The sequence below is a fragment of the Inquilinus sp. Marseille-Q2685 genome (assembly GCF_916619195.1).
GTDB lineage: Bacteria > Pseudomonadota > Alphaproteobacteria > DSM-16000 > Inquilinaceae > Inquilinus.
In genome coordinates this window covers 849,158-872,858 of the sequence record NZ_CAKAKL010000002.1, presented here as the reverse complement: position 1 = coordinate 872,858, position 23,701 = coordinate 849,158, and the positions used below count along the sequence as shown (strand labels likewise).

The window sequence follows — 23,701 nt, the reverse complement described above, 5'->3', positions numbered from 1 at the left end:
GTCTATATGGGGCTCACGTGGACACGCACCTTAAGCTAATGACAAAGCAGATCGATAGCGATGCCGCAGCACCGCTGCGGCGTCGCCTGCGCTTCCGTAGCTGGCACCGCGGCACCCGTGAAGCCGACCTGCTGCTCGGCGGCTTCGCCGATGCCGTGCTGGACCGACTCGATGCGGACCAGCTCGCCCGCTACGGCGACCTCCTGGAGAACAACGACCCCGATCTGTGGGATTGGGTGACGGAACGCGTGCCGGTTCCGGCCGACTCCGACAGCGACGTCATGCGCCTGCTGATCGACTATGCCCGGTCGCGGGGGCGCGCATGAGCGCCCTGGCCGAACCCGTCACCCGCACCGCCGCCCGGCACCGCACCATCGGCGGCGTACCGCAGGGCCAGGATGTGCGGCTGATCGCCGAGCTGGCGCGCAAGGCCGGCGACAAGGGCCTGCTGCACGTCGCCAGCGACGATGCCCGGCTGCCGGCGCTGGAGGCAGCGCTGGCCTTCTTCGCGCCGGACCTGCCGGTCGTGGCGCTGCCGCCCTGGGATTGCCTGCCCTATGACCGCGTCTCGCCGAATCCTGAGACGGTGGCGGAGCGCGTCGATGCGTTGACCCGCCTGCTGCTGCCGCGCGAGCCCGGCCGGCCCTTCGTCGTGCTGACCACGATCGGCGCCGCGATGCAGCGGGTGCCGCCGCGCGACGCCTTCGCCGAAGCCAGCCTGTCGATCGCCCCCGGACAGCGGGTGGACTTGGACGGTCTGCAGGGTTTCCTCGCCCGCAACGGCTATGTCCGCGCCCAGACCGTGCGCGAGCCGGGCGAGTTCGCCATCCGCGGCGGCATCGTCGACCTGTTCCCGCCGGGAACGGAGGAGCCGCTGCGGCTCGACCTGTTCGGCGACGAACTGGAGAAGATCCGCCGTTTCGACCCGATGTCGCAGCGGACGACCGGCGAGGTCGATCGGATCACGCTGAAGCCGATGGGCGAGGTGTTCCTGGATCCTGCCTCGATCGCCCGCTTCCGCAGCGGCTATCGCGAGCTGTTCGGCGCCATCAACGACGACGACCCGCTGTACGAGGCGGTATCGGCCGGGCGCAAGCAGGCCGGGATGGAGCACTGGCTGCCGCTGTTCCACGACCATCTCGACACCGTCTTCGATTACCTGCCCGAGGCATCGGTCACGCTCGACCACCAGCTCGAGCAGGCGCGCGACCAGCGGCTGGCCCAGATCGCCGATTTCTACGAGGCGCGGCTGACCCACCAGGCCGCGCAGAAGAAGGCCAAGACGCCGCCCTACCGCCCGATCCCGCCCGACCGCCTGTATCTCGACGCCACGGAGTGGGATGCCTGCCTGGCGGGCCGGCCGGTGGCCGATTTCTCGCCCTTCGCCCCGCCGGAGGGTGGTACCGACGCCGGCGGCCGCCGCGGCCACGACTTTGCCGAGGCCCGGGCCAATCCGGAGGTCAATCTCTACGCCGCGGTACGCCAGCACATCGGCGAGTTGAAGGCGGCCGGCAAGCGGGTGCTGATCGCCGGCTACACCCAAGGCGCCCGCGACCGGCTGCGCTCGATGCTGTCGGAGCAGGGCCGGGCCGACTTCGCCGTGGCGGAAAACTGGGCCGGGGTGGAGAAGGCCAACCCGGCCAGCGCCGTCATGGTGGTGCTGCCGCTGGAGCACGGCTTCGCCGCGCCGGACCTCGCCGTCGTCACCGAGCAGGACATCCTTGGCGACCGGCTGACCCGGCCGCAGAAGAAGCGCCGCAAATCCGAGCAGTTCATCGCCGAGGTCTCGGCCCTGGCGGCGGGCGACATCGTGGTCCACCAGGACCACGGCATCGGCCGCTACGAGGGGCTGGAGACGCTGACCGTCGGCGGCGCGGCGCATGACTGCCTGCGCATCGTGTACGAGGGCGGCGACAAGCTGTTCGTGCCGGTCGAGAACATCGAGGTGCTGTCGCGCTACGGCTCCGGCGACATGGCCGTGCAGCTGGACAAGCTGGGCGGCGCCGGCTGGCAGGCGCGCAAGGCCCGGGTCAAGAAGCGGCTGAAGGACATGGCGGAGGAGCTGATGCGGATCGCCGCCGCCCGCGCCCTGCGCACCACCGCGTCGCTGCCGCCGCCCGAAGGGCTGTACGAGGAGTTCGCGGCCCGCTTCCCCTATGCCGAGACCGAGGACCAGCAGCGCGCCATCGACGAGGTGTTGGACGACCTGCAGGCGGGCCGGCCGATGGACCGTCTGGTCTGCGGCGATGTCGGCTTCGGCAAGACCGAGGTGGCGCTGCGCGCCGCCTTCGCCGCCGCCGCCAACGGCGTGCAGGTGGCAGTGGTGGTGCCGACCACCCTGCTGGCCCGCCAGCACTTCCGCACCTTCTCCGAGCGCTTCAAGGGCCTGCCGCTGCGCGTCGCCCAGCTGTCGCGCATGGTCACGCCGAAGGAGGCCAAGCTGGTGCGGGACGAGCTGGCGGCCGGCACGATGGACATCGTCGTCGGCACTCACGCCATCCTGTCGAAGCAGGTGTCGTTCAAGAATCTCGGCCTCGTCATCGTCGACGAGGAGCAGCATTTCGGCGTCAAGCAGAAGGAGAAGCTGAAGGCGCTGCGCGAGGACGTGCACGTGCTGACGCTGACGGCGACGCCGATCCCGCGCACGCTGCAGATGTCGCTGTCCGGCGTGCGCGAGCTGTCGCTGATCACCACCCCGCCGATCGACCGGCTGGCGGTGCGCACCTTCGTCCTGCCCTTCGACCCGGTGATCATCCGCGAGGCGGTGATGCGCGAGCATTTCCGCGGCGGCCAGACCTATTATGTCTGCCCGCGGATCGAGGATCTGGCCGAGGTACACCAGACGCTGCAGGAGCTGGTGCCGGAGGTGAAGATCGCCGTCGCCCACGGCCAGATGCCGGCGACCCAGCTCGAGGAGGTGATGAGCGCCTTCTACGACGGGCAGTTCGACGTGCTGCTGGCCACCGCGATCGTCGAATCCGGCCTCGACGTGCCGTCGGCCAACACCATGGTGATCCACCGCGCCGACCTGTTCGGCCTGGCCCAGCTGTATCAGCTGCGCGGCCGCATCGGCCGGTCGAAGCTGCGCGGCTACGCCTATCTGACCTATGCGCCGCGCAAGGCGCTGAGCAAGACGGCGCAGCAGCGGCTGCATGTGATCGAGACGCTGGACACGCTGGGCGCCGGCTTCACCCTGGCCAGCCACGACATGGACATCCGCGGCGCCGGCAACCTGCTGGGCGAGGAGCAGTCGGGCCATATCCGCGAGGTCGGGGCTGAGCTGTACCAGCAGATGCTGGAGGAGGCGGTTCAGGCCGCCCGCGCCGGCGTCGGCAGCGGCGAGGAGGCGGCGGAGAGCTGGACGCCGCAGATCAATCTCGGCGTGCCGGTGCTGATCCCGGAGACCTATGTCGCCGATCTGCAGATCCGCCTCGACCTGTATCGCCGGATCTCGGCGCTGGAGGGCCAGGCCGAGCTGGATGGCTTCGCGGCCGAGCTGATCGACCGCTTCGGCGCGCTGCCGGAAGAGGTCGAGAATCTGCTGGAGCTGGTGGCGATCAAGCGGCTGTGCCGCACCGCCGGGGTCGAGCGGCTGGATGCCGGACCAAAGGGCGCGGTGATCGGCTTCCGCGACAACCAGTTCGCCCGGCCGGACAAGCTGATCGGCTTCATCCAGAAGATGGCGGGGGCGATCAAGGTGCGGCCGGACCAGAAGCTCGTCTATGCCCGCGGCTGGGAGACGCCGCAGGACCGGGTCAGCGGGGCCCGCAAGCTGGTGCAGCGCCTGGCCGATCTGGCGGGGTAGGAGATCGGTTGGCAATCATTGCCAATATCGCTTATTCTCGTCGGAAGAGGAATCCCGACATGCCCACGCGAAACATCAATCTGACCGACCATCTGGACGATTTCGTGGAAGAGCGTGTGGCTTCCGGTGCCTACCAGAATGCCAGTGAAGTCGTGCGCGAAGGGCTGCGTCTCCTGGAGCAGAGAGACCAGGAGAATACGCTTCGTCTCCGACGGCTGCGCGAGGCTGCGGAGGTCGGCTTTGCTGATATTGACGCAGGCCGATATCGCGACGTCTCTCCCGATGAGTTGGAGGACTTCGTCGCGGAAGTCGGTCGACGCGCCAGCGCGACGTTGCGAAGCGCCGGGTAAGGCCGGTTGCGCCGCTATCGTCTTTCGGCGACGGCAGAACGCGAGCTTGGCGAAATCCTCGCTCGTACGGAGCTTCAGTTCGGCGCGACGGCTCGCCTTCGATATCAGGCGCTCATCGTTGCGGCGCTGGGCGACATCGCGGCCGATCCCGATTGCCGAGGCACCAGACCACGGCCTGATATCGGGGATGGCGTCCGGATCTATCATCTCCGGCACAGCCGCGAACGCACCCGCTCGAAGCGTGGGGTGGTTCGCGCCCCAAGACACTTCCTTCTCTACAAGATCAAGGCGGACCTGATCGTCGTGGGGCGCATCCTGCACGAGGCGATGGACCTCGATCGACACGTCTCCGCGGAAGATTCGGCCCTTTGGTGACCGGCTACGCCCGCTCCGACAGCGGGGCGGAGACGGCGTGCTCGCGGGCGAGGTCGAGCAGCGGCAGGAAGGCGCTCGGCTCCTGCGCGCCGGAGACGGCGTAGCGGCCGTCGAAGACGAAGCAGGGCACCGCCTGGATGCCGAGCTGCCGGGCGCGCAGGTCGGCCGCCTGGATCTCGGCCACGCCGATCTCGCTGGCCAGGACGCCCGTCACGCGCTTGCGGTCGAGACCGAGCTCCTCCGCGATCTCGACCAGGATCTCGCGGTTGCCGACGTCCAGGCCGCGCACGAAATAGGCGGCGAACAGCGCGTCGACCATGCGGTCGGCTTCGCCCAGCCCGCCGGCGTGGCGGATCAGCCGATGCGCCTCGACGGTGTTCGGGGTGCGGCGGATCACGCTCTGGTTCAGCGGCAGGCCTTCCTTGCCGGCGGCCTCGGCGACCACGGCGTTGATCTGTCGCATCCGCTCGCGCCCGCCGAACTTGGCGATCATGTAGCTCTGCCGGTCGACGCCCTGCTTCGGCATCTCCGGGTTGAGCTGGAAGGGCTGCCAGCGGATCTCCAGCCCCGGCAGCGGCCGCATCGTCAGGGCGCGCTGCAGCCGGTGCTTGCCGATGTAGCACCAGGGGCAGACCACGTCGAAGAAGATGTCGATCCGCATTCACCCAGTATCCCGCGGTGGGCGGCGTTTGGGAATGGGATCGGCTTCCTGCGCTATCGCGGCGTCGTCGCGGTCGGTGATCTCCCCGGCCAGGAGGCCGACCGCCAGCGTGTTGCGCTCGGCCTCCTGCGCCTCATGGGCGGCTCTGGCTCGGCGGTCGCGCCGCCGCCGGGCCGCCTTCACCGCCCGCTCGACCCGCTCCGGATCACGCCGCCCGCCGCGGCGGTTGCGCCCGTTCGGCATCGCCCTCAGGACCGCTTCGGCGTCGGCTTGGCGGCGCCGACCCTGGTCTTCAGGATCTGCCGTGCGGCGCGGTATTCGGTGCGGAAGCGCAACAACTGGCCGCAGAGGAAGGCGATGCGTCGCTTCAACTGCTGCTCCGGTGCCGTCTCGCCGCCCAGGATCCGGCCGTCGGCGGCGGTGACGAAATCGCGGATCGCCGCCTCGACCCCGGATGGCTCCAGGTTGTGCGCCAGCCGGTTGCGCAGGCGGTTCAGCTTCTCCGCCGCATCCAGTATGCCGTCCAGCGCTTCGTTCTTGATCAGGGCGCGCGCGAACTGCGTCTTGGTGAAGAAGTTGATCTGCAGCCCTTCCAGCGCCTCCGGGTTGGGCAGCATCTCCTGCAGCAGGTTGTTGATCTCCTCTTCCAGCAGGAGGTGGCCCTTGAGGATGATCAGGGTGGCGTCATCCGTCCGCGGGAAATGGCGGAGGAAGGTGACGAGGGAGTCCTGGATATCCATGGCAACCGCGCGGCCGGAAGGAGCGGCATCATCCGGAGCGCGCGCGCGGGTGTCCAGCGCGACGATGCCGCTGGTCCGCGCCGGCGTGTCGCCGCCTTCGCAGTCGGGGTCGGTTCCAGGCTAGCGGCGGGGGGCGGCTTCCCGGTTAATGCGAGCCGTGGCTCACCAGGAATGCAGCCGGCGATCGAGGGCTCCCATGGCGGATGACGATATCGACCTGAACGCGCTGAACGACGAGGAACTCGTCGAGCAGATGTGGGATGACCTCTATGACGGCCTCGCCGACGAGATCGTCGAGGGCGTCAACATCCTGCTCGAGCGCAAATGGACGCCTTACGACGTGCTGACCAAGGCGCTGGTCGAGGGCATGCGCATCGTCGGCATCGACTTCCGCGACGGCATCCTGTTCGTGCCGGAGGTGCTGCTGGCCGCCAACGCGATGAAGCGGGGCATGGGCGTGCTGCGGCCGCTGCTGGCCGAGACCGGCGCGCCGAAGGTCGGCAAGATGGTGATCGGCACGGTCAAGGGCGACATCCACGACATCGGCAAGAACCTGGTGTCGATGATGATGGAGGGCGCCGGCTTCGAAGTCATCGACCTCGGCATCAACAACCCGGTCGAGAACTACCTGAAGGCGATCGAGGAGCACCAGCCCGACATCGTCGGCATGTCGGCGCTGCTGACGACGACGATGCCCTATATGAAGGTGGTGATCGACACGTTGAAGGAGCAGGGGATCCGCGACGACTACGTTGTGCTCGTCGGCGGTGCGCCCCTGAACGAGGAATTCGCACGGGAAATCGGCGCCGACGCCTATTGCCGCGACGCGGCGGTGGCGGTGGAGACGGCCAAGGACTTCATGCGGCGCAAGCACAACCAGGCGAAGAGCGCGACGGCCTGAGGCCCGAGCGGTTCGGCCCGGATCGCTTCGGAACAGCCGGGGTCGCCCCTGGCCCCGACCGGACGCTGCTGATCGCCTGTGGGGCGCTGGCGCGTGAGACGCTGGCCGTGATCCGCGCCAACGGCATCGCGGATCGCGTCGCCGTCACCTGCCTGCCCGCCATCCTGCACAACCGGCCGGAGCGCATCGCCGACCGGCTGCGCCGGCGCATCCGCACCGCCCGGGCGCTGGGCTGGACCCGCATCCGCATCGCCTACGCCGATTGCGGCAGCGGCGGCGCCATCGACCGGGTGGCGGCGGAGGAGGGGGCCGAGCGTATCGGCGGCCCGCACTGCTATGCCTTTTTCGCCGGGGCGGCCGATTTCGACCGGCTGATGGAGGAGGAGCCGGGCAGCTTCTTCCTGACCGATTCCCTCGTCCGCCACTTCCAGGTGCTGATCGTCGAGGGCATGGGGTTGGACCGCCATCCGGAGCTGCTGCCGATGATCTTCGGCAACTACCGCCGCTTGGTCTATCTGGCCCAGACCGAGGATCCGGCGCTGCAGGCACAGGCCAAAGCCGCGGCGGCGCGGCTGGGGCTGGCCTATGAGCATCGGTTCACGGGCTATGGCGAGTTCGCGCAGTTCGTGACGTCGTCGGGTTGAAGGCGCGCTTGGTCCCCTCTCAGGGGCGCGATGTCTGCATAGTTCGCAGATCGATGACCTGACCCGAATAAGTTCCCGGAGGTGTCGTTCCGATCTTTCTCAGGAGTCTCGTGTCGGCCGTTACGAGAGGGCGACCGGAGCGCTCTGACAAGGAGAGATAGAGACAGTCATAGGCCGGATGATCCAAAGCGACCGCCAAGCTTGTGGCAGCTTCCATCAGTCCCCGCGCCGGAACCAGTTCGATATCGGCCCGATCAAGCAGGCGGGCTGCGAACGCGGCTTGATCGCCGGTCAACTCATTCCGCCGGACCTTCTTCCAGAGGATGTTGGCGCACTCGGCGACCAAAAGGTCAGGGGCCGAAAGGCGATGTTGCCGCAAGGCGAGAGCTGGGATCGTTTCCGGTTCGCCGACCACCCATTTGATGACGACGCTGGCGTCGACGACGTAGTCGCTCACCGTTCGTCGCGGCCTTCGCGTTGAAGCTCTTCGGCCGGGGTGTGATGCCGCCCCGCTGTCAAAGCCCGGAACTGGGCGGCCAGATCCTCGAAGTTGGGCTCCTCCTCCGTAGCCAAGGCCTGACGTAGAATCTCCCGCAACTCGGCTTCCGCCGAGCGCCCATGACGGCCGGCCCGCCGCTTCAGTCGTGCGATGAGGGCGTCGTCCACATTCCGGATGCTCAGATTGCCGGGCATCTTCGCCTCATTGACTGCATTGCAGGCAATGATGGCATCTTCGTTGGTCGATTGCAATTCGATCGAGCTCGCGCGCAGATCGCATCCCGCTCCGCATCCGTCGGAAATGGAACGGAGCCTGGCCGCCTTGTCAGATCAAAATCGAACCCGTGTCCCAGGCCGGGGCATTGCTAACGTCCTCGCGACATTCGACAGGTTCTTCTATGCCGCAGCTCATCATCGTCTCCTGGCGCGACATCCCGAGCCAGGTCACCGCCAAGGCCGGCCGGCGCGACCAGGCCAAGGTGCTGCTGTCGCAGCGCTTCCAGGATGCGATAGACCGCGCCGCCATGCGCGGCAAGGCGCGTGATGCCGACAGCTATCTCGAGGAATGGAAGAAGTCGGAGCCGGTCGAGTGCGGCGACGACCTGCAGGCCGAGGCCGAGGCCGCGGCGGCGCGGATCGAGGCGGAATACGACGACGCCCGGCTGCGGGCGCTGGTCGAATCCGGCGGGATCGCGCCCTGACGCGCCTGCGGCAGGCGATGCCGCTGCAAGACGATCCCGACAGGAGCGTTCCTCCTAGCCTCGATCCCAGGAAACCCCAGCATCCGAAGGCGCACAGGGCATGACGGACACAGTGGTGAGCTCGGCGACCAGGGAGATCGCCATCGGTTTCGAGCGGCCCTTCGTCATCATCGGCGAACGCATCAACCCGACCGGCCGCAAGCTGCTGGCCGAGGAGATGAAGAACGGCGACTACAGCCGGGTCCAGTCCGACGCGCTGGCCCAGGTCGAGGCCGGGGCCCAGATGCTGGACGTCAATGCCGGCATCCCGCTGGCCGACGAGCCACGCATCCTGGCCGAATGCATCCAGCTGGTGCAGTCGATCACCGACGTGCCGCTGTCGATCGACAGCTCCATCGTCGCGGCGCTGGAGGCCGGGCTTGCCGTCTACAAGGGCAAGGCTCTGGTCAATTCGGTGACCGGCGAGGAGGAGCGGCTGGAGGCCGTGCTGCCGCTGGTGAAGAAGTACGGCGCCGCGGTCGTCGCCATCTCCAACGATGAGACCGGCATCTCCGAGGACCCGGATGTCCGCTTCGCCGTCGCCAAGAAGATCGTCGAGCGGGCGCGCGACCACGGCATCTCCTATGCCGACATCGTGGTCGACCCGCTGGTGATGCCGGTCGGCGCTATCAACACCGCCGGGCGCCAGGTCTTCGCCTTGGTCCGCCGCCTGCGCGAGGAACTGAAGGTCAACACCACCTGCGGTGCGTCCAATGTCAGCTTCGGCATGCCGAACCGGCACGGGCTGAACGCCGCCTTCCTGCCCATGGCGATCGGCGCCGGCATGACCTCGGCGATCACCAATCCCCTGCATGCCGAGAGCCTGCAGGCGGTGCTCGGCGCCGACGTGATGATGGGCCATGATCCGCATTGCGCCCGCTGGATCCGCAAGTTCCGCGAGCCGGCGGCCGAGGGCGCCGAGGCGGCGGCCGGGGCGCGCGGCGGCCGCGAAGGACGCCGGCGCCGGGCGGTGGCGGCGCAGTAGATAAGACGGCGCGGCGCCTCGGCCGGGGCCGTCGCGAGGGTGACGGGTTGGCGATGAACATGATCGATCCCGGGCAGCCGCCCGGCCCAGGGGCGTCAGGCTCGGCGACGCAGACGGCGCTGGTCGTCTTCACGCCGTCCGGCCGGCGCGGCCGCTTCCCGCTGGGCACTCCGCTGCTGCAGGCGGCGCGGTCGCTCGGCGTCGACGTCGACAGCGTCTGCGGCGGCCGGTCGATCTGCGGCCGCTGCCAGGTCGAGATCGGCGACGGCCAGTTCGCCAAGCACGGCATCGAATCCCGGCTCGGCCATGCCTCGGCGGTCGGGGCGGCGGAGCTGCGCTACGCCGAGAAGCGCAGCCTGCAGCCGGGGCGCCGCCTGTCCTGCCAGGCGCTGATCCAGGGCGACCTCGTCGTCGACGTCCCGCCCGAGAGCCAGGTGCACAAGCAGGTCGTCCGCAAGGATGCCGAGCACCGGGTCATCGAGGTCGACCCGCCGGTCAAGCTCTACTATGTCGAGGTGCGCGAGCCCGACATGCACGACCCCTCCGGCGACCTGCGCCGGCTGGAGGAGGCGCTGGCCGAGCAATGGGGCATCACCGGGCTCGACTGCGACCTGCGGGTGGTGCAGCGGCTGCAGAAGGCGCTCAGGGCCCAGAGCGAGCAGGGCGGCGGCTGGACCTGCACGGTGGCGGTGCGCGAGCAGCGGGTGAAGCGCCTGCTGGCGGTCTGGCCCGGCTTCCGCGACAAGATCTACGGCCTGGCCTACGACGTCGGCTCCACCACCATCGCCTGCCATCTCTGCGACATCGAGACCGGCGAGGTCGTCGCCTCCGGCGGCGCCATGAACCCGCAGATCCGCTTCGGCGAGGATCTGATGAGCCGGGTCAGCTACATCATGATGAACCCCGGCGGCGACAGGGCGCTGACCGAGGCGGTGCGCGGCGCGCTGAACGAGCTGGCCGGCCGGGTCACCGCCCAGGCGGGGCTGGAGGTCGAGGATGTGCTGGAGGTGACGCTGGTCGGCAATCCGATCATGCATCACCTGGTGCTGGGCATCGACCCGATCGAGCTTGGCGGCGCGCCCTTCGCGCTGGCCACCGACCAGGCGATCAACATCTGGGCGACCGAGATCGAGCTGAAGGTCCATCCCAACGCCCGGGTCTATGCGCTGCCCTGCATCGCCGGCCATGTCGGCGCCGACACCGCGGCCGTGATCCTGTCGGAAGAGCCGCACAAATCGGATGACCTGCGGTTGATCGTCGATGTCGGCACCAATGCCGAGATCGTGCTGGGCAACAAGGACCGGCTGCTGGCCTGCTCCAGCCCCACCGGCCCGGCCTTCGAGGGCGCGCAGATCTCTTCGGGCCAGCGCGCCGCGCCGGGGGCGATCGAGCGGGTGCGGATCGACCGCGACACGCTGGAGCCGCGCTTCCGCGTCATCGGCAGCGACCTGTGGTCGGACGAGGAGGGCTTCGCCCAGAAGGTCCGGCGCACCGGCGTCACCGGCATCTGCGGCTCCGGCATCATCGAGGTGCTGGCCGAGATGTTCCTGGCCGGCATCATCACCCAGGACGGGGTGATCGACGGCGGCATGGCGGCGCGCAGCGACCGCATCGTCGCCGACGGCCGCACCTTCAGCTATGTCCTGCACCGCGACGGCGAGCGCGAGCTGCGCGTCACCCAGAACGACGTCCGCGCCATCCAGCTGGCCAAGGCCGCCCTCTATGCCGGCGTCCGCCTGCTGATGGACAAGCTGGGCGTCGACCATGTCGACCGCATCACCCTGGCCGGCGCCTTCGGCAGCCATATCGACGTTAAATACGCCATGGTGCTGGGGCTGATCCCGGATTGCGACCTGACCAAGGTCGTGGCCGGCGGCAACGCCGCGGGCACCGGCGCCCGCATCGCGCTGGTCAACCGCTCGGCCCGTGCCGAGATCGAGCAGGTGGTGCGCCGGGTCGAGAAGATCGAGACCGCGGTCGAGCCGATGTTCCAGCAGCATTTCGTCGAGGCGATGGCCCTGCCGCACAAGACGGCCTCCTTCCCGAACCTCGCCGCCGCGGTCGACCTGCCGGCCCCGAAGATGGTCGAGGGCGGTGACGGGGAAGGGCGACGCCGGCGCCGCCGCGGCTGATCTACGAGCTCCGTCGGCCGATCCGGGCCAGCAGCACGACCGGCAGGATCCCGACCAGGACGATGGCCAGGGCGGCGATCGCCGCCTCCTCATAGGTGCCGCGCGCCGCCTCGCCATAGAGATGCGTCGCCAGCGTCTCGACATTGAGGGGACGCAGCAGCAGGGTCGCCGGCAGCTCCTTCATGCAGTCCACGAACACCAGGAGGCCGGCCGCCGCCAGCGCGGCCTTGGACAGCGGCAGGTGCACGTGGCGGAAGGTGCCGGTCACGGTCTGGCCCAGGCTGCGCGCCGCTTGGTCGAAGGAGCGCGGGATGCGGCTGAACCCGGCCTCGACCGCGCCGGTGGAGATCGCCAGGAAACGCGCCACATAGGCATAGACCAGGGCCGCTCCGGACCCGATCAGCAGCAGCCCGGTGGAGACGCCGAGCCAGGCGCTCGCGGCCCGGTCGATCACCTGATCGAGGGCGGCGACCGGGACCAGGATGCCGATCGCGATCACCGTTCCCGGCATGGCGTAGCCCAGGGTGGCGAGGCGCTGGAGCGCCGCCGAGACGCGGCCCGGCCGCGACCGGGCGGTATAGGCGACGATCACGCCGGACAGCAGCACGGCGATGGTCGCGATCGCCGACAGAGCCACGGTGTTGGCCGCCTCGGACAGCAGCCGGTCGGAGACGCCGTTGAAGCGGAACCGCTTCCACGCCTCGACCGCGAGATAGAGGGCCGGGGCGGCGAAGCCGATCAGGACCGGAACCAGGCCGAGGACCATGGCTGCCAGGCCGGGGAGGGGGGGCAGCCGGTGCGGCGCGAAGCTGCGCGTGCGCTGCGCCGCGGTCCAGTAGCGCTGCCGGCGGCGGGCCCAGCGCTCGAGCACCACCAGGGCGATCACCAGCGCCAGCATCGCCAGCGCGATCTGCGCCGCGCCGGGCAGGTCCGAGCGCGTCACCCAGGTGGTGTAGACCGAGATGGTCAGCGACCGCACGCCGAGGAACTCCGACGCGCCGACATCGTTCAGCGCCTCCATCAGCGCCAGGCTGACGCCGACCGCGATGGCCGGCCGCGCCAGCGGCAGCGCCACCCGCCGGAACACCTGGCCGCGCCGGGTGCCGAGCGTGCGCGAAACCTCGACCAGGTTGGCCGCCTGGGTCAGGAACATCGCCCGGGTGGTGATGTAGACATAGGGGTACAGCACGAAGCCCAGCAGCATGATGCAGCCGGCCATCGACCGGATGTCGGGCAGCCGGAACTCGCGCGGGCTGGAATAGCCCAAGAGATCGCGGATCGCGCCCTGCACCACCCCCAGCGGGTGCAGGATGTCGAGATAGGCGTAGGCGATGATGTAGGTCGGCACCGCCAGCGGCAGCAGCAGCGCCCATTCCAGCTGTCGCCGGCCCGGGAAGTCGTAGGCCGTCACCAGCCAAGCCGTCGAGGTGCCGATCACGGTGACCAGCACGCCGACCCCCAGCAGCAGCGTCACCGTCTGGCCCAGGGCCGGCGGCAGCACATAGGCGAGGAGATGCGGCCACAGCCCGCCCGACCCCTGCAGCGCCTCCCAGGCCAGGGCGAGCACCGGCAGAGCCACCAGCCCGCCGATGACCGCTGCGGCCGAAAGCCAGCGCCGTCCGGGCTGGCGCCTGGCGACGGTCAGGGCAGGGGGCGGATGCAGAGCGACTTGCGCCATCGTCGGAAAAAGGCCGGGCGTGGGGAGAACCACGCCCGGATCCCTGATCAGCCGTCGAAACCGACCTTCTCGGCCAGCTCGCTCGCCTGCTTGCGGTGCTTGACGATCTCCGTCAGCGGCACGGAATCGACCTTCAACTCGCCGAAGGAGGCGATGATCGGGTCGGCCTGGGCGCCGGCCTTCACCGGATACTCGAAATTGGCCTCGGCATAGATCTTCTGGGCCTCGTCCGACACCAGGTACTCCAGCAGCTTCACCGCCTCGGCCTTGTTCGGCGAATGCTTGGCCAGGGCCGCGCCGCTGACATTCACCTGGGTGCCGCCGTCCTTGAAGGTCGGCAGGATCACCTTGATCGCGTTGCCCCAGGCCACCTGCTCCTCGCCGCCCTTGCCGGAGCGCATCAGCCCGACATAGTAAGAATTGGCGATGCCGATGTCGCAGATGCCGCCGAGGATGTCCTTGGCCACGTCGCGGTCGCCGCCGCCGGCCTTGCGCGCCAGGTTGGCCTTGAGGCCGGTCAGCCAGGCCTCGGTCTTCTCGGCGCCGTAATGCGCGATGTAGTCGGCGAACAGCGCCGTGTTGTAGGGATGCTGGCCGGAGCGGATGCAGACCTTGCCCTTCCACTTCGGGTCGGCCAGATCCTCATAGTTGAAGGCGGTCAGGTCGAGGGCCTTGTCGGCATAGAGAACGCGGGCGCGGACCGACAGCGAAACCCAGTGATTGTTCGGATCGCGCAGCTGGGCGGGAACCGCAGCGGTCAGGACGCTGGATTCGATCGGCTGGGTGACGCCCTTGTCCACCAGATCGGCCAGGTTGCCGGCATCGACCGCCATCAGCAGGTCGGCGGGCGAGCTCTGCCCCTCGGCGGCGACCCGCTCGGCCAGCCCGTCCTTCAGGAACACGGTGTTCACCTTGACGCCGCTCTTGGCGGTGTAGGCGTCGAGCAGTGGCTGGATCAGCCCCGGCTCCCGCGTCGTGTAGATGTTGATGTCGGCCGCGGCGGTGCCGGCGGTGCCGAGGATGGCGATGCCCGCCAGAAGCGCGAGCCGGAATACGGAAACGTCCCTCATCGTGCGACTCCCCCTGTAATCGTCCGGCCGGATTGGCGATCTGCGACCAAGACGCATTTGCCCCACAAGTGTGCGACCAAGACGCATTTGCTGCAGCATAGATGAATTCGCGCCGTCAAGCCGCTTGGTTACGTCGTGGCATTCGGTCTCACTCGGCGGCGAACACCAGGACGCTGCCCGGATCGATGGCCACCGTGATCGGCTCGCCCGGCCGGACGTTGATCCGGCTGGTGGTCCGCAGACGCAGGAGGTCCGGAACGCCCTCCACCCGGATCGACAGCTGCTCGATCTCTCCCAGGAACGAGATGCTTGCGATGCGTCCGGACGGGCCGTCGCCCGGCTGCGCCAGGGACAGGCCCTGCGGCCGGATGCAGGCCACGGCCGCGCTGCCCTCCGGCAGGTCGAATGGCCCAGGAAAGCTGCCCAGCGGCGTCTCCACCCGGCCGCCGCGGACGGTGCCGGCGATCCGGTTGAGGGAGCACAGGAACTCGGCAGCGTAGAGCGAGTTGGGATGGTCGTATATCTCGTAGCCGGTGCCGACCTGGACGATGCGGCCCTTCTGCATCAGCACCACCCGGTCGCCGGCCGACAGCGCCTCCTCGGGGTCGTGCGTGACCATGATCGCCGTCGTGCCGAGGGCCCGCAGCGTCGCGATGGTCTCCTCCCGCACCTGTTCGCGCAGACCGCGGTCGAGGTTGGAGAAGGGCTCGTCCATCAGCAGGATGACCGGCTTCGGTGCCAGCGCGCGCGCCAGGGCCACGCGCTGCTGCTCGCCGCCCGACAGCGTATGCGGATAGCGGCCGGCCAACGCCGTGATGCCGATGCGGCCGATCACCTCCGCCGCCCGGGCGCGTGCCGCCTCCCGCGGCAGCCGCTTCAGGCCGAACGCCACGTTCTCCTCGACCGTCAGATGCGGGAACAGCGCGTAGTCCTGGAACATGAAGCCGATATTGCGGTCCTCGGGCTCGACGAAACCGCCCGGGCCGGCGATTTCCGCGCCGTCCAGCAGGATCCGCCCACTGTCGGGGGCGTCGACCCCGGCGATGATGCGCAGCAGCGAGGACTTGCCGCAGCCCGACCGGCCGACCAGGCAGACGATCTCCCCAGGCGCGATCGACAGCGACACGTCGTCCAGCGCCCGGACGGTGCCGAAGCTCCGGCAGATGCGCTCCAGCGTCAGCATTCCGTCCGCACTCTCGATCCTGCCCTGAACACCAGCTCCGCCCTGCTTAGAGCAGACCCGACGCCGATCCAACCGCGATCCGCCGGTGCGGTCCGTATTGGCGCGGCCGGCGCGGTTTGCTATTGCCACGCTTCTGCCGCATTCGGTGTCGCGGCGATGTGGATAAGAGAGCGGCCATGTTTCCCGAACGGCTTACCGAGGGCTATCGCGCCTTTCTCAGCGGCCGGTTCGCTGCCGAGCGCAGCCGGTACGAGATGCTGGCGGAGAAGGGCCAGCGGCCGGAGATCATGATCGTCGGCTGCGTCGATTCGCGGGTCTCGCCCGAGGTCATCTTCGACGCCGCGCCGGGCGAGCTGCTGGTGGTGCGCAACGTCGCCAACCTGGTGCCGCCCTACGAGCCGGACCGCGAAACCCAGCACGGCACCAGCGCCGCGCTGGAATTCGGCGTGCAGGCGCTGCGGGTGAAGCACATCGTGGTGCTGGGCCACGCCTATTGCGGCGGCATTCGCGCCTTCGCCGATGAGCAGGAGCCGCTGTCGCCGGGCGATTTCATCGGCCGCTGGATGTCGCAGATCGCCCCGGCGGCGGAGAGCCTCGGCCCCCGCAAGCCGGAGGATGGCGACGACTATCTGCGCCGGCTTGAATTCGCCTCGGTCGAGCTGAGCCTGAGGAACCTGATGACCTTTCCCTGCGTCTCGACGCTGGTCGAGCGCGGCAAGCTGAAGCTGCACGGCGCCTATTTCGGCGTCGCCTCCGGCCGCCTGTTGGTGCGTGATCCGGAGACCGGCGAATTCGAACCGGTGGCGGATGAAGGGCGCGGCGGGCTGTCTGCGATCCGCTGTCCCTGATCCCTACCGGGCCGTGGCGGCCCGCTGGCTCAGCCAGAGGCTGATGATCGCCACGACGAAGCCGCCGAGCTGCAGCGGCGTCAGGCTCTGGTCGAGGAGGAGCCAGCCCACCCAGGTCGCGACCAGGGGGCTGAGCAACCCGAGCGACGCGACGGCGCTCGGCTCGATCCGCGCCAATCCCCGGAACCAGAGGATGTAGGTGAGCGCACCGCCGATCAGGCTGATCCAGGCGAAGCCGACCAGGTTGGCCGCGGTCGGGATCGGCAGGGCCGGTTCCAGCAGCAGCGCCGCCGGAACCAGCAGCAGGCCTCCGGCCGTAAGCTGCCACGCAGCGAAGGTCAGGGAGGACACGGGCGGCTGCCAGCGTCGCGAGAGGACGGTGCCGCAAGCCAGGGAAACGATACCGGCAAGGCCGGCGGCGATCCCCACGGGATCGAGCGCCGCCTGCGGCGTCAGCACGACCAGCGCGATGCCCGCCACGCCGCCGATGCCGGCCAGGACAGCGAGCGGCCGCACCGGCCGGCCCAGCACCAGGCGGGCCAGCGCGATCACGATCAGGGGCTGGACCGCGCCGAGCGTCGCGGCGACCCCGCCCGGCAGGCGATAGGCCGAGACGAACAGCAGCGCGAAGAAGATCGAGAAGTTCAGCGCGCCGAGCACGAATATCCGGGCCCACCAGATGCCTGCGGGCAGAGTCCGGACCAGGGCCAGGAGCAGCAGCCCGGCCGGCAGGGCGCGCAGCATCGCGACGGTCAGCGGATAGCCCTGCGGCAGGAAGGCGGTGACGGCGTAGTAGGTGGTGCCCCAGACGGCCGGAGCGACGGCGGTGGTCAGGATCGCCGCCATCTGGCTGGCATTCGCCGTCGCATCCTTGTGGGCAATGGAGATCGTCACGGCGGGCCTCACGCGAATCCGAGGCCTCCGCCTCTTGGCCCATAACGTATTATCTTCACCCTCGCGAGATAATGATCGGTCTGGTGACGACACTTACGACCAGCGGTGAACAATATGGACCATATGGTCGCGCTGAAGGTGTTCCGGACGGTGGTGGAGCAGGGCAGCTTCGCGAATGCCGGCAAGGTGCTCCAGCTCTCCCCGGCCGCGATCAGCAAGAACATCGGCGAGCTGGAACGGCACGTCCAGGCGCGGCTGCTGAACCGGACCACCCGCCGGATGAGCCTGACCGAGGCGGGGTCGATCTACTACCAGCAGGTCCGCCGCATCCTCGACGACATCGAGGATGCCGACCGGTCGCTCGGCGCCCTGCAGAGCAAGCCGAGCGGGTTGCTGCGCGTGACCGCGCCGGTCTCGCTGACGCTGCTGACCCTGTCGCCGGCGATCCCGGCCTTCCTGGCGCGATACCCGGAGCTTTCGCTCGACCTCAACCTGGACGACCGCCGCATCGACATCGTGAAGGATGGGTACGACGTCGCGATCCGCGGCAGCGACAGCCTGGAGGAATCGAGCCTGGTCGCGCGGCGGCTGTTCACGCTCGACCATGTCGTCTGCGGATCGCCGGAATACGTCCGGCGCCGGGGCGCGCCCGAGCAGCCGGACGACCTCCGCCGCCACGACTGCGTCCAGTTCACCCTCTCCGGCCATGCCGACGAATGGACGTTCCGGCGGGGCGGAGCGGCGGTCCGGGTGCCGATCGACGGCCGGTACAAGGTCACCTCTGGCATCGCGGTGCGGGACGCGCTGCTGGCCGGATTCGGCCTGAGCCTTGTGCCCCGCCGCTATGTGGCGGACGACCTCGCCCGCGGAACCCTCTCGACCGTTCTGGAGGACTGGTCGGCGGTGGAGACCCCGATCTATGCCGTCTATCCGTCCAGGCGATACCTCGTCCCGAAGGTCCGCGCCTTCGTGGACTTCGCCATCGACGTCTTCACCAGCACCTCGTCCGGGCCGGGCATTCCCGTGTGAACGGGGGCGGCCGACCGCTCCGGGTCAGTGGCCGCCGCCGGCCTCGCGTTCGGCCAGGATCGACTCGCTGGTCGCCACCAGCACCGACAGCGCCACGCCTTCGGCCATCAGGCCGACATTCTCGACCGTCGGGAAGGTCGGGGCGATGCGGATGTTGCGGTCGTCCGGGTCGCGGCCATAGGGGAAGGTCGCGCCGGCCGGCACCATCGCCACCCCGGCCTCCTGTGCCAGGGCCACGGTGCGGCGGGCGGAGCCGCGGCGAACGTCCAGGCTGATGAAATAGCCGCCTTCGGGCTCGGTCCAGCGGGCGACGCCGGCATCGCCGAGGTGTTCGGCGAACACCGCCTGCACGCGCTGGAACTTCGGCGCGATGATCTGCCGGTGCCGTTCCATCAGCGCGGCGATGCCGGCTTCGTCCCGCAGCAGCCGGACATGGCGCAGCTGGTTCAGCTTGTCGGGCCCGATCGACTGCCGCGACAGGTGCTTGCGCGCCCAGTCCAGGTTGGCGGCGGAGGCGGCGAACAGCGCCAGGCCGCTGCCGGCGAAGGTGATCTTCGAGGTCGAGCCGAACACGAAGGGCCGGTTGGCATGGCCGTGCCGGGCGCAGGCCTCCAGGATGTTCGACAGGGCGTGCGGCTGCCCGGTCAGGTGGTGCACCGCATAGGCGTTGTCCCAGAACAGCCGGAAGTCCGGGGCGGCGGTGCGCATCGCCGCCAGCCGCTCTATGGTCTCGGGCGAATAGGTCTCGGCCGTCGGGTTGCTGTATTTCGGCACGCACCATAGGCCCTTCACCGACGGGTCCTCGGCGACCAGCCGCTCGACCACGTCCATGTCCGGCCCGTGCCCGGTCAGCGGCACCGGGACCATGCGGATGCCGAAGCCCTCGCAGATGGCGAAATGCCGGTCGTAGCCCGGCGCCGGGCACAGGAAGGTGACCGGGGCCTGGGCGCTCCAGGACGCCTCGCCGTCCGGCAATCCGTGCAGCAGGGCGAAGACGATCAGGTCGTGCATCAGCCGCAGGCTGGAATTGCCGCCGATCAGCACCTGCTCCGCCGGGGCGCCCAGCATCGGCGCGAACAGCGCCCGGGCCTCGGGCAGGCCGCGCATGTCGCCGGGATAGTTGCGTCCGTCGACGCCCTCCGCCGACCGGAATCCGTCCGGCCCGGGCAGGGACAGCAGCGCGTTCGACAGATCCAGCTGCTCCGGCGACGGATTGCCCCGGCTGCTGTCCAGCTTCAGTCCGCGGGCGCGGAAGGCGGCATGCCGGTCCCCCGCCTGGCGCCGGAAGGCGCGGAGGTCGTCCGTCATCATGGTCTCGAGGCGCTGCATGGCCGTCTCCGGTGCGCGGTCGTGGCTGACGATGCGGAGGCTAGCGGCGACTCGGGCGGCGAAGCCAGAGGGAAGCCATGCGGGAACATCGTCCCTGACCTGCCGGTTGCGTGTCACGGGCATGGCCGTCCGTCGAACGAGATGCGTTCGGCCATGGAATTGTCCTCGGGGAATAGGGACCGGCCTCGGCCGTTGTCCCTGTAACGGGAAGGGAAGACGGCGTGGGGGACGAGGTGCGGTCCAACCTAGCGGCCCACCTGCCGCGGCTTCGGCGCTTTGCCTGGGGCCTGGCGGGGTCGCGGGACGAGGGCGACGATCTGGTGCAGGCGGCCTGCGAGAAGGCGTTGGCCCGCTCGCACCAGTTCACGCCGGGCTCGCGGCTGGACAGCTGGCTGTTCCGGATCGTCCAGACCACCTGGGTCGACCGGCTTCGCCAGCGCCGGACGCGGCGCACTGAGGCGGATGACGAGGCGTTGGCGGCGGTGCCGGACGGGCGCGGCCACGCCGGCGAGATCCGGCTGGCGCTGGGCACGGTGGAACGGGCGATCGCCGCGCTGCCGGAAGAGCAGCGCAGCGTGTTACTGCTGGTCTCGATCGACGGGGCCTCATACCGCGAGGCGGCGGAGATCCTGGACATCCCGATCGGCACGGTGATGAGCCGCCTGGCGCGGGCAAGGCTGGCGCTGGGACGGGCACTGGACGGACAGGAACAGGGGAAAGACGATGGCGGACGACCGGTCCAGATCCTGGGATGATGCGCTGATCGTCGCCTATCTCGACGGCGAGCTGCCGGCAGAGGAGGCGGCGCGGATCGAGGCCGTCCTGCGCGAGGACGCCGCGGCGGCCGAGGCCGCGCGGCTGATGCGATCGGGCGGGCAAGCCGCCCGCGGCGCCTATGCCGAGGCGATGGCGGCCCCGCTGCCGCCTGCGCTCGCGGCGCTGGTCCGGCCGGGCGCCTCTCGATTCAGGCTTTCCTTCGATCCGGTGCGATGGCTTGGCCTGTCCGGCTGGCGCGGGCCGGCCTTCGCGGCCCTGGTCGCGGTCGCAGCCTTCGGGCTCGGTCTCGCCGTGCCGCATGACGGCGAGACGGGTGTCGTGCGGACGGCCGCCGGCCCGGCGCCCGATACGGCCGGCGAGGCCGCGGCGGCGGCGTTGCTGGAAGCGCTGGAGACCGGGGACGACGGCAGCACGGTGACGGTCGAGGGCCGGCAGATCCGCATCATCGGGCCGGTGGATCCGGGCTTCGCCGGGCGCTGCCGCGCCTTTCGCATCCTGTCCCCGGCGGCGGAGGAGGGCATCGCGTGCCGCGGTGCCGACGGCGCCTGGTCGGTCCTGACCCTGCCGGCCGCGACCGGCAGCGACCGATGATCCGCGCCGCCACCCTGGTCGCCGCGGCCCTGTTGGCGATGCAACTGCCGCATCTCCTGGTCCCGGATCTCGGCCCCGTCTTCGACTGGTCGGCGCGGGCGGATGACGACGGCGACGACGGGGGCGGGGACGACGGCGGTGGAGATGATGACGGTGGTGGCGACGACGATGGCGGCGATGACGGCGATGGCGATGACGACGGCGGCGCGGATGACGATCGCGACGACGCCGATGATCGCGACGACGCGGCCGTGGGACGCCCGCCGGCGTCGCGGCCATCCCGCCAAGGCGGCGACCACGACATCGTCGCCGACGAGATCGTGGTGGTGGAGGATGCGGCCCGGTCGCATCTGGCGGAGCTGCGGCGGATCGGCTTCCGGCCCATCGACGAACGGCCGCTGCAGCAGCTGGACCTGCTGCTGATCCGCCTGCGCATCCCGGGCGGGATGACGCCGGCGATGGCCCGGTCCGTATTGCAGCGGCGCTTTCCCGACCTGCTGCTGGACCTGCACCACCTGTACCGGCCGTCCGGAACCGCGACGTTGCCGCCGCTCGACTTCGCCCGGTCGCTGATCGGCTGGCACGACGACCTGGCCCTCTGCAGCGACGGAGTCGCGGTCGGCATGATCGACACGGGCCTGTCGCTGGCCCTGCGCCAGGGGCTCGGACGCCGGCTGGTGTCGGCCAACTTCTCATCCTCCGGGGCCGAGGATCATGCCCATGGCGATGCCGTCGCCGCGCTGATCGCCGGCGGGGCTCCGGCGCTCCTGCCGCGGTCGCGGCTGTATGCCGCCGATGCCTTCGAGCCCGGCGATGCCGAAGGCGACGTGGCCAGCGTCGTCGCCGTGGCCCTCGCCCTCGACTGGATGGTGGCGCAGCGCGTCGGCGTGGTCGCGCTCAGCTTCGCCGGCCGCGAGAACGCGATCCTGGCCGAGGCCATCCGTCGGTCGTCCCGGGCGGGGCTGGTGCTGGTGGCGGCGGCCGGCAATGACGGTCCCACCGCGCCGCCGGCCTATCCGGCCGCCCTGCCGGAAGTGGTGGCGGTGACCGCGGTCGACCATTACGGGGCCGTCTATGCCGCGGCCAATCGCGGCCCCTATGTCGATGTCGCGGCGCCTGGCGTGCGGGTGCCAGTGACCGATGGGGCCGGCACGGCCCGTCTCGTCACCGGCACGTCCTTCGCGGTCCCTTTTGTGGTCGCCGCCGTGGCCGCCGATCCGCAGCCGGAGGACGGCGAGGCGGCGGTGCTGCGCCGGCTGGCATCCCGGGCCCGGGATCTCGGCGCGCCGGGCCGCGATCCGGTCTACGGCGTCGGCCTGGTGCAGGCCCCGCGCGGATGCTCGAACGGATAGGCCGGCCGAGCGGTAGGCGCTTGGTTCGGGATCGGCCGCAGGAACAGCCGATCCCGAATCGGTGCCTCAGCCCGCGGCCTTCGCCTCTTTGCCCAGCAGGTTGCGCTCGAGCTGGCTGCGCAGATCCTCGTCGGCGAAATAGGACAGGTTCTGCTCGCGGATCTTGGCGCCCTCCTCGTCATACAGGAAGGGCAGGGTGCAGTAGCGCGTGCCCTTGGTCACCGGCAGCGCCTCGTGCAGCAGCGAGCAGGAGAACACCACCGCCCCGCCGGTCGGCGCCTTGTAGCTGTGGCGGTCGTATTCGGGGAATCGCAGCTCGCCGCCCTCGAACTCCTCGGCGTTCAGGTTGATAGTGACGGCGATGCGCCGTGCCCTTGGTTGTGTTGTCGCGATGGGCGCGGAAATAGCCGCCCTCGCCGGAATCGTAGCAGGCGACGATGTAGCGTTCGATCCGGGTGGCGTTGAACTGGAACGCCTTCTTGATCTCGGGCACCAGGCGCCGCTCGATTCGGGCCTTCATGCCCAGGCGCAGCGCCTCGTCCTCGATCGTCGCATCCTTGCGCTTCTTGTGGGCGTGATCGACCGCGGCGGCGGTGCGGCCGTCCGGCAGGGTCTGCATGAAGCCGCTCTCCTCGCCGCCGACCTTGTTGTAGTAGTCGATCAGGGCGCGGCAGAATTCCGGCTCGAACAGATACGGCACCACCAGCACCGGGGCGCCCGGCGTGGCCGTGCCCAGCCGGGTCAGCGGCGGCAGCTTGCTGACGAACTCCACCAGCAGCTTGGCATGCTCGACCCCGTCCTCGATCGGGAAGCGGGCCAGCACGCGCAGGTTGGGCGACAGCACATAGCTGACCTTGCGCTGGTCGGCGCCGTAGCTGGTGCTGATCTTGCGGTCGAAATCGTAGAAGTGGCGCAGCCCCGGGACACGGGTCGGCAGCCGTCCGGCCTGGGCGTCGTTCTTGTCCTGGCTGACGCCGAAGAAGGCGGCATGGCCGTCGTTGAACGGCCCGATCTCGGCCGCGATCGCCGACAGGAGCCGCGCCGACTGGGCATCGCCGGCCGAGCCGAAGAAGCTGAGGACGATGTAGCGCCCGGCCACGGTGTCGAAACGGAAATCCG

General features: G+C 69.7%; 25 protein-coding genes and 1 pseudogene. 14 read left to right on the top strand and 12 right to left on the bottom strand.

Annotation, left to right across the window (positions count from 1 at the left end; translation table 11 throughout):
• Nucleotides 1–38: 38 nt before the first annotated feature.
• Genes LG391_RS13185 through LG391_RS13170 form a run of 4 tightly spaced genes read left to right on the top strand, consistent with a single transcriptional unit; the run spans nucleotide 39 to nucleotide 4,530 of the window.
• Nucleotides 39–326: a succinate dehydrogenase assembly factor 2 gene (locus LG391_RS13185; protein WP_225768458.1), complete on the top strand. Its 288-nt coding sequence runs from the start codon at nucleotides 39–41 to the stop codon at nucleotides 324–326.
• A complete protein-coding gene (gene mfd / locus LG391_RS13180; RefSeq protein ID WP_225768457.1) occupies nucleotides 323–3,805 on the top strand; it encodes a transcription-repair coupling factor in 3,483 nt (1,160 codons plus the stop codon). Before LG391_RS13185 ends, mfd begins: the two co-directional genes overlap by 4 nt.
• An 8-nt stretch (nucleotides 3,806–3,813) precedes the next feature.
• On the top strand, nucleotides 3,814–4,155 hold the full coding sequence (locus LG391_RS13175) for a type II toxin-antitoxin system ParD family antitoxin (protein ID WP_225768456.1): 342 nt from the start codon (nucleotides 3,814–3,816) through the stop codon (nucleotides 4,153–4,155).
• 6 nt (nucleotides 4,156–4,161) lie between these two features.
• Complete coding sequence (locus LG391_RS13170) at nucleotides 4,162–4,530, top strand: type II toxin-antitoxin system RelE/ParE family toxin (RefSeq protein WP_225768455.1); 369 nt, start codon at nucleotides 4,162–4,164, stop codon at nucleotides 4,528–4,530.
• A 4-nt stretch (nucleotides 4,531–4,534) separates the two neighbouring features.
• Here LG391_RS13170 and LG391_RS13165 read toward each other — a convergent pair whose 3' ends face one another.
• Genes LG391_RS13165 through LG391_RS13155 form a run of 3 tightly spaced genes read right to left on the bottom strand, consistent with a single transcriptional unit; the run spans nucleotide 4,535 to nucleotide 5,931 of the window.
• Complete coding sequence (locus LG391_RS13165; protein ID WP_225768454.1) at nucleotides 4,535–5,191, bottom strand: DsbA family protein; 657 nt, start codon at nucleotides 5,189–5,191, stop codon at nucleotides 4,535–4,537.
• A complete protein-coding gene (locus LG391_RS13160; protein WP_225768453.1) occupies nucleotides 5,192–5,434 on the bottom strand; it encodes a hypothetical protein in 243 nt (80 codons plus the stop codon). It lies immediately after the preceding gene.
• A gap of 5 nt (nucleotides 5,435–5,439) precedes the next feature.
• Nucleotides 5,440–5,931, bottom strand: a complete 492-nt coding sequence (locus LG391_RS13155) for a hypothetical protein (protein ID WP_225768452.1) — start codon at nucleotides 5,929–5,931, stop codon at nucleotides 5,440–5,442.
• 196 nt (nucleotides 5,932–6,127) lie between these two features.
• Here LG391_RS13155 and LG391_RS13150 point away from each other — a divergent pair, with 196 nt between their 5' ends.
• A complete protein-coding gene (locus LG391_RS13150) occupies nucleotides 6,128–6,832 on the top strand; it encodes a B12-binding domain-containing protein (protein ID WP_225768451.1) in 705 nt (234 codons plus the stop codon).
• A 107-nt stretch (nucleotides 6,833–6,939) separates the two neighbouring features.
• Nucleotides 6,940–7,476 carry a DUF1638 domain-containing protein gene (locus tag LG391_RS13145; RefSeq protein WP_225768450.1) on the top strand — a complete coding sequence of 179 codons (537 nt, stop codon included), beginning with the start codon at nucleotides 6,940–6,942 and terminating at the stop codon, nucleotides 7,474–7,476.
• 19 nt (nucleotides 7,477–7,495) lie between these two features.
• Here LG391_RS13145 and LG391_RS13140 read toward each other — a convergent pair whose 3' ends face one another.
• Nucleotides 7,496–7,933, bottom strand: a complete 438-nt coding sequence (locus LG391_RS13140) for a type II toxin-antitoxin system VapC family toxin (protein WP_225768449.1) — start codon at nucleotides 7,931–7,933, stop codon at nucleotides 7,496–7,498.
• Complete coding sequence (locus LG391_RS13135) at nucleotides 7,930–8,226, bottom strand: plasmid stabilization protein (RefSeq protein WP_225768448.1); 297 nt, start codon at nucleotides 8,224–8,226, stop codon at nucleotides 7,930–7,932. Before LG391_RS13135 ends, LG391_RS13140 begins: the two co-directional genes overlap by 4 nt.
• Before the next feature lie 146 nt (nucleotides 8,227–8,372).
• Here LG391_RS13135 and LG391_RS13130 point away from each other — a divergent pair, with 146 nt between their 5' ends.
• The 3 genes from LG391_RS13130 to LG391_RS13120 all read left to right on the top strand — a co-directional run bounded on the left by LG391_RS13130 (nucleotide 8,373) and on the right by LG391_RS13120 (nucleotide 11,831).
• Complete coding sequence (locus LG391_RS13130) at nucleotides 8,373–8,675, top strand: virulence factor (RefSeq protein ID WP_225768447.1); 303 nt, start codon at nucleotides 8,373–8,375, stop codon at nucleotides 8,673–8,675.
• A 100-nt stretch (nucleotides 8,676–8,775) separates the two neighbouring features.
• Nucleotides 8,776–9,699, top strand: a complete 924-nt coding sequence (locus LG391_RS13125) for a methyltetrahydrofolate cobalamin methyltransferase (RefSeq protein WP_225768446.1) — start codon at nucleotides 8,776–8,778, stop codon at nucleotides 9,697–9,699.
• 59 nt (nucleotides 9,700–9,758) lie between these two features.
• Nucleotides 9,759–11,831, top strand: a complete 2,073-nt coding sequence (locus tag LG391_RS13120; RefSeq protein ID WP_225768445.1) for an ASKHA domain-containing protein — start codon at nucleotides 9,759–9,761, stop codon at nucleotides 11,829–11,831.
• Nucleotide 11,832: 1 nt separating this feature from the next.
• Here LG391_RS13120 and LG391_RS13115 read toward each other — a convergent pair whose 3' ends face one another.
• The 3 genes from LG391_RS13115 to LG391_RS13105 form a co-directional block, all read right to left on the bottom strand.
• Nucleotides 11,833–13,509, bottom strand: coding sequence for an iron ABC transporter permease (locus LG391_RS13115; RefSeq protein ID WP_225768444.1), 1,677 nt, complete (start codon nucleotides 13,507–13,509; stop codon nucleotides 11,833–11,835).
• Between the two features lie 47 nt (nucleotides 13,510–13,556).
• The gene (locus LG391_RS13110) at nucleotides 13,557–14,579 is read right to left on the bottom strand and encodes a Fe(3+) ABC transporter substrate-binding protein (protein WP_225768443.1); all 1,023 of its coding nucleotides are present in this window, start codon (nucleotides 14,577–14,579) and stop codon (nucleotides 13,557–13,559) included.
• Nucleotides 14,580–14,727: 148 nt separating this feature from the next.
• A complete protein-coding gene (locus LG391_RS13105) occupies nucleotides 14,728–15,762 on the bottom strand; it encodes an ABC transporter ATP-binding protein (RefSeq protein ID WP_225768442.1) in 1,035 nt (344 codons plus the stop codon).
• Between the two features lie 176 nt (nucleotides 15,763–15,938).
• On the opposite strand from LG391_RS13105, the gene LG391_RS13100 reads away from it, so the two are divergent.
• Nucleotides 15,939–16,610, top strand: coding sequence for a carbonic anhydrase (locus LG391_RS13100; RefSeq protein ID WP_225768441.1), 672 nt, complete (start codon nucleotides 15,939–15,941; stop codon nucleotides 16,608–16,610).
• 3 nt (nucleotides 16,611–16,613) lie between these two features.
• Here the strand turns inward: LG391_RS13100 and LG391_RS13095 are convergent, their stop codons facing one another.
• Nucleotides 16,614–17,456: an EamA family transporter gene (locus LG391_RS13095; protein ID WP_225769348.1), complete on the bottom strand. Its 843-nt coding sequence runs from the start codon at nucleotides 17,454–17,456 to the stop codon at nucleotides 16,614–16,616.
• Nucleotides 17,457–17,618: 162 nt separating this feature from the next.
• On the opposite strand from LG391_RS13095, the gene LG391_RS13090 reads away from it, so the two are divergent.
• Nucleotides 17,619–18,533 carry a LysR family transcriptional regulator gene (locus LG391_RS13090; RefSeq protein WP_225768440.1) on the top strand — a complete coding sequence of 305 codons (915 nt, stop codon included), beginning with the start codon at nucleotides 17,619–17,621 and terminating at the stop codon, nucleotides 18,531–18,533.
• 24 nt (nucleotides 18,534–18,557) lie between these two features.
• Here LG391_RS13090 and LG391_RS13085 read toward each other — a convergent pair whose 3' ends face one another.
• Entirely contained in the window at nucleotides 18,558–19,862 is a 1,305-nt protein-coding gene (locus tag LG391_RS13085) for an aminotransferase class I/II-fold pyridoxal phosphate-dependent enzyme (protein WP_225768439.1), read from the bottom strand.
• A 221-nt stretch (nucleotides 19,863–20,083) separates the two neighbouring features.
• On the opposite strand from LG391_RS13085, the gene LG391_RS13080 reads away from it, so the two are divergent.
• Genes LG391_RS13080 through LG391_RS13070 form a run of 3 tightly spaced genes read left to right on the top strand, consistent with a single transcriptional unit; the run spans nucleotide 20,084 to nucleotide 22,582 of the window.
• Nucleotides 20,084–20,617: an RNA polymerase sigma factor gene (locus LG391_RS13080; RefSeq protein ID WP_225768438.1), complete on the top strand. Its 534-nt coding sequence runs from the start codon at nucleotides 20,084–20,086 to the stop codon at nucleotides 20,615–20,617.
• Nucleotides 20,586–21,230, top strand: a complete 645-nt coding sequence (locus LG391_RS13075; protein WP_225768437.1) for a zf-HC2 domain-containing protein — start codon at nucleotides 20,586–20,588, stop codon at nucleotides 21,228–21,230. The genes LG391_RS13080 and LG391_RS13075 overlap by 32 nt, the downstream gene beginning before the upstream one ends.
• On the top strand, nucleotides 21,227–22,582 hold the full coding sequence (locus tag LG391_RS13070) for a S8 family serine peptidase (RefSeq protein WP_225768436.1): 1,356 nt from the start codon (nucleotides 21,227–21,229) through the stop codon (nucleotides 22,580–22,582). The genes LG391_RS13075 and LG391_RS13070 overlap by 4 nt, the downstream gene beginning before the upstream one ends.
• A 66-nt stretch (nucleotides 22,583–22,648) precedes the next feature.
• Here the strand turns inward: LG391_RS13070 and LG391_RS34715 are convergent, their stop codons facing one another.
• A complete protein-coding gene (locus tag LG391_RS34715) occupies nucleotides 22,649–22,804 on the bottom strand; it encodes a hypothetical protein (protein ID WP_255646589.1) in 156 nt (51 codons plus the stop codon).
• Nucleotides 22,805–22,837: 33 nt separating this feature from the next.
• Nucleotides 22,838–22,927, bottom strand: a pseudogene (locus tag LG391_RS35030) (hypothetical protein); the annotation flags it as partial.
• Nucleotides 22,928–23,701 lie beyond the last annotated feature (774 nt).

Bases quoted from the DNA above. Each gene is read 5' to 3' on its own strand.
- LG391_RS13150 (WP_225768451.1), top strand. From the start codon at position 6,128: ATGGCGGATGACGATATCGACCTGAACGCGCTGAACGACGAGGAACTC.
- LG391_RS13125 (WP_225768446.1), top strand. From the start codon at position 8,776: ATGACGGACACAGTGGTGAGCTCGGCGACCAGGGAGATCGCCATCGGT.
- LG391_RS13110 (WP_225768443.1), bottom strand. From the start codon at position 14,579: ATGAGGGACGTTTCCGTATTCCGGCTCGCGCTTCTGGCGGGCATCGCC.
- LG391_RS13085 (WP_225768439.1), bottom strand. From the start codon at position 19,862: ATGCAGCGCCTCGAGACCATGATGACGGACGACCTCCGCGCCTTCCGG.
- LG391_RS13155 (WP_225768452.1), bottom strand. From the start codon at position 5,931: ATGGATATCCAGGACTCCCTCGTCACCTTCCTCCGCCATTTCCCGCGG.
- LG391_RS13095 (WP_225769348.1), bottom strand. From the start codon at position 17,456: ATGGCGGCGATCCTGACCACCGCCGTCGCTCCGGCCGTCTGGGGCACC.
- LG391_RS13185 (WP_225768458.1), top strand. From the start codon at position 39: ATGACAAAGCAGATCGATAGCGATGCCGCAGCACCGCTGCGGCGTCGC.
- LG391_RS13120 (WP_225768445.1), top strand. From the start codon at position 9,759: ATGATCGATCCCGGGCAGCCGCCCGGCCCAGGGGCGTCAGGCTCGGCG.
- LG391_RS13130 (WP_225768447.1), top strand. From the start codon at position 8,373: ATGCCGCAGCTCATCATCGTCTCCTGGCGCGACATCCCGAGCCAGGTC.
- LG391_RS13105 (WP_225768442.1), bottom strand. From the start codon at position 15,762: ATGCTGACGCTGGAGCGCATCTGCCGGAGCTTCGGCACCGTCCGGGCG.
- LG391_RS13100 (WP_225768441.1), top strand. From the start codon at position 15,939: ATGTTTCCCGAACGGCTTACCGAGGGCTATCGCGCCTTTCTCAGCGGC.
- LG391_RS13075 (WP_225768437.1), top strand. From the start codon at position 20,586: ATGGCGGACGACCGGTCCAGATCCTGGGATGATGCGCTGATCGTCGCC.
- LG391_RS13160 (WP_225768453.1), bottom strand. From the start codon at position 5,434: ATGCCGAACGGGCGCAACCGCCGCGGCGGGCGGCGTGATCCGGAGCGG.
- LG391_RS13090 (WP_225768440.1), top strand. From the start codon at position 17,619: ATGGACCATATGGTCGCGCTGAAGGTGTTCCGGACGGTGGTGGAGCAG.
- mfd (WP_225768457.1), top strand. From the start codon at position 323: ATGAGCGCCCTGGCCGAACCCGTCACCCGCACCGCCGCCCGGCACCGC.
- LG391_RS13070 (WP_225768436.1), top strand. From the start codon at position 21,227: ATGATCCGCGCCGCCACCCTGGTCGCCGCGGCCCTGTTGGCGATGCAA.
- LG391_RS13165 (WP_225768454.1), bottom strand. From the start codon at position 5,191: ATGCGGATCGACATCTTCTTCGACGTGGTCTGCCCCTGGTGCTACATC.
- LG391_RS13115 (WP_225768444.1), bottom strand. From the start codon at position 13,509: ATGGCGCAAGTCGCTCTGCATCCGCCCCCTGCCCTGACCGTCGCCAGG.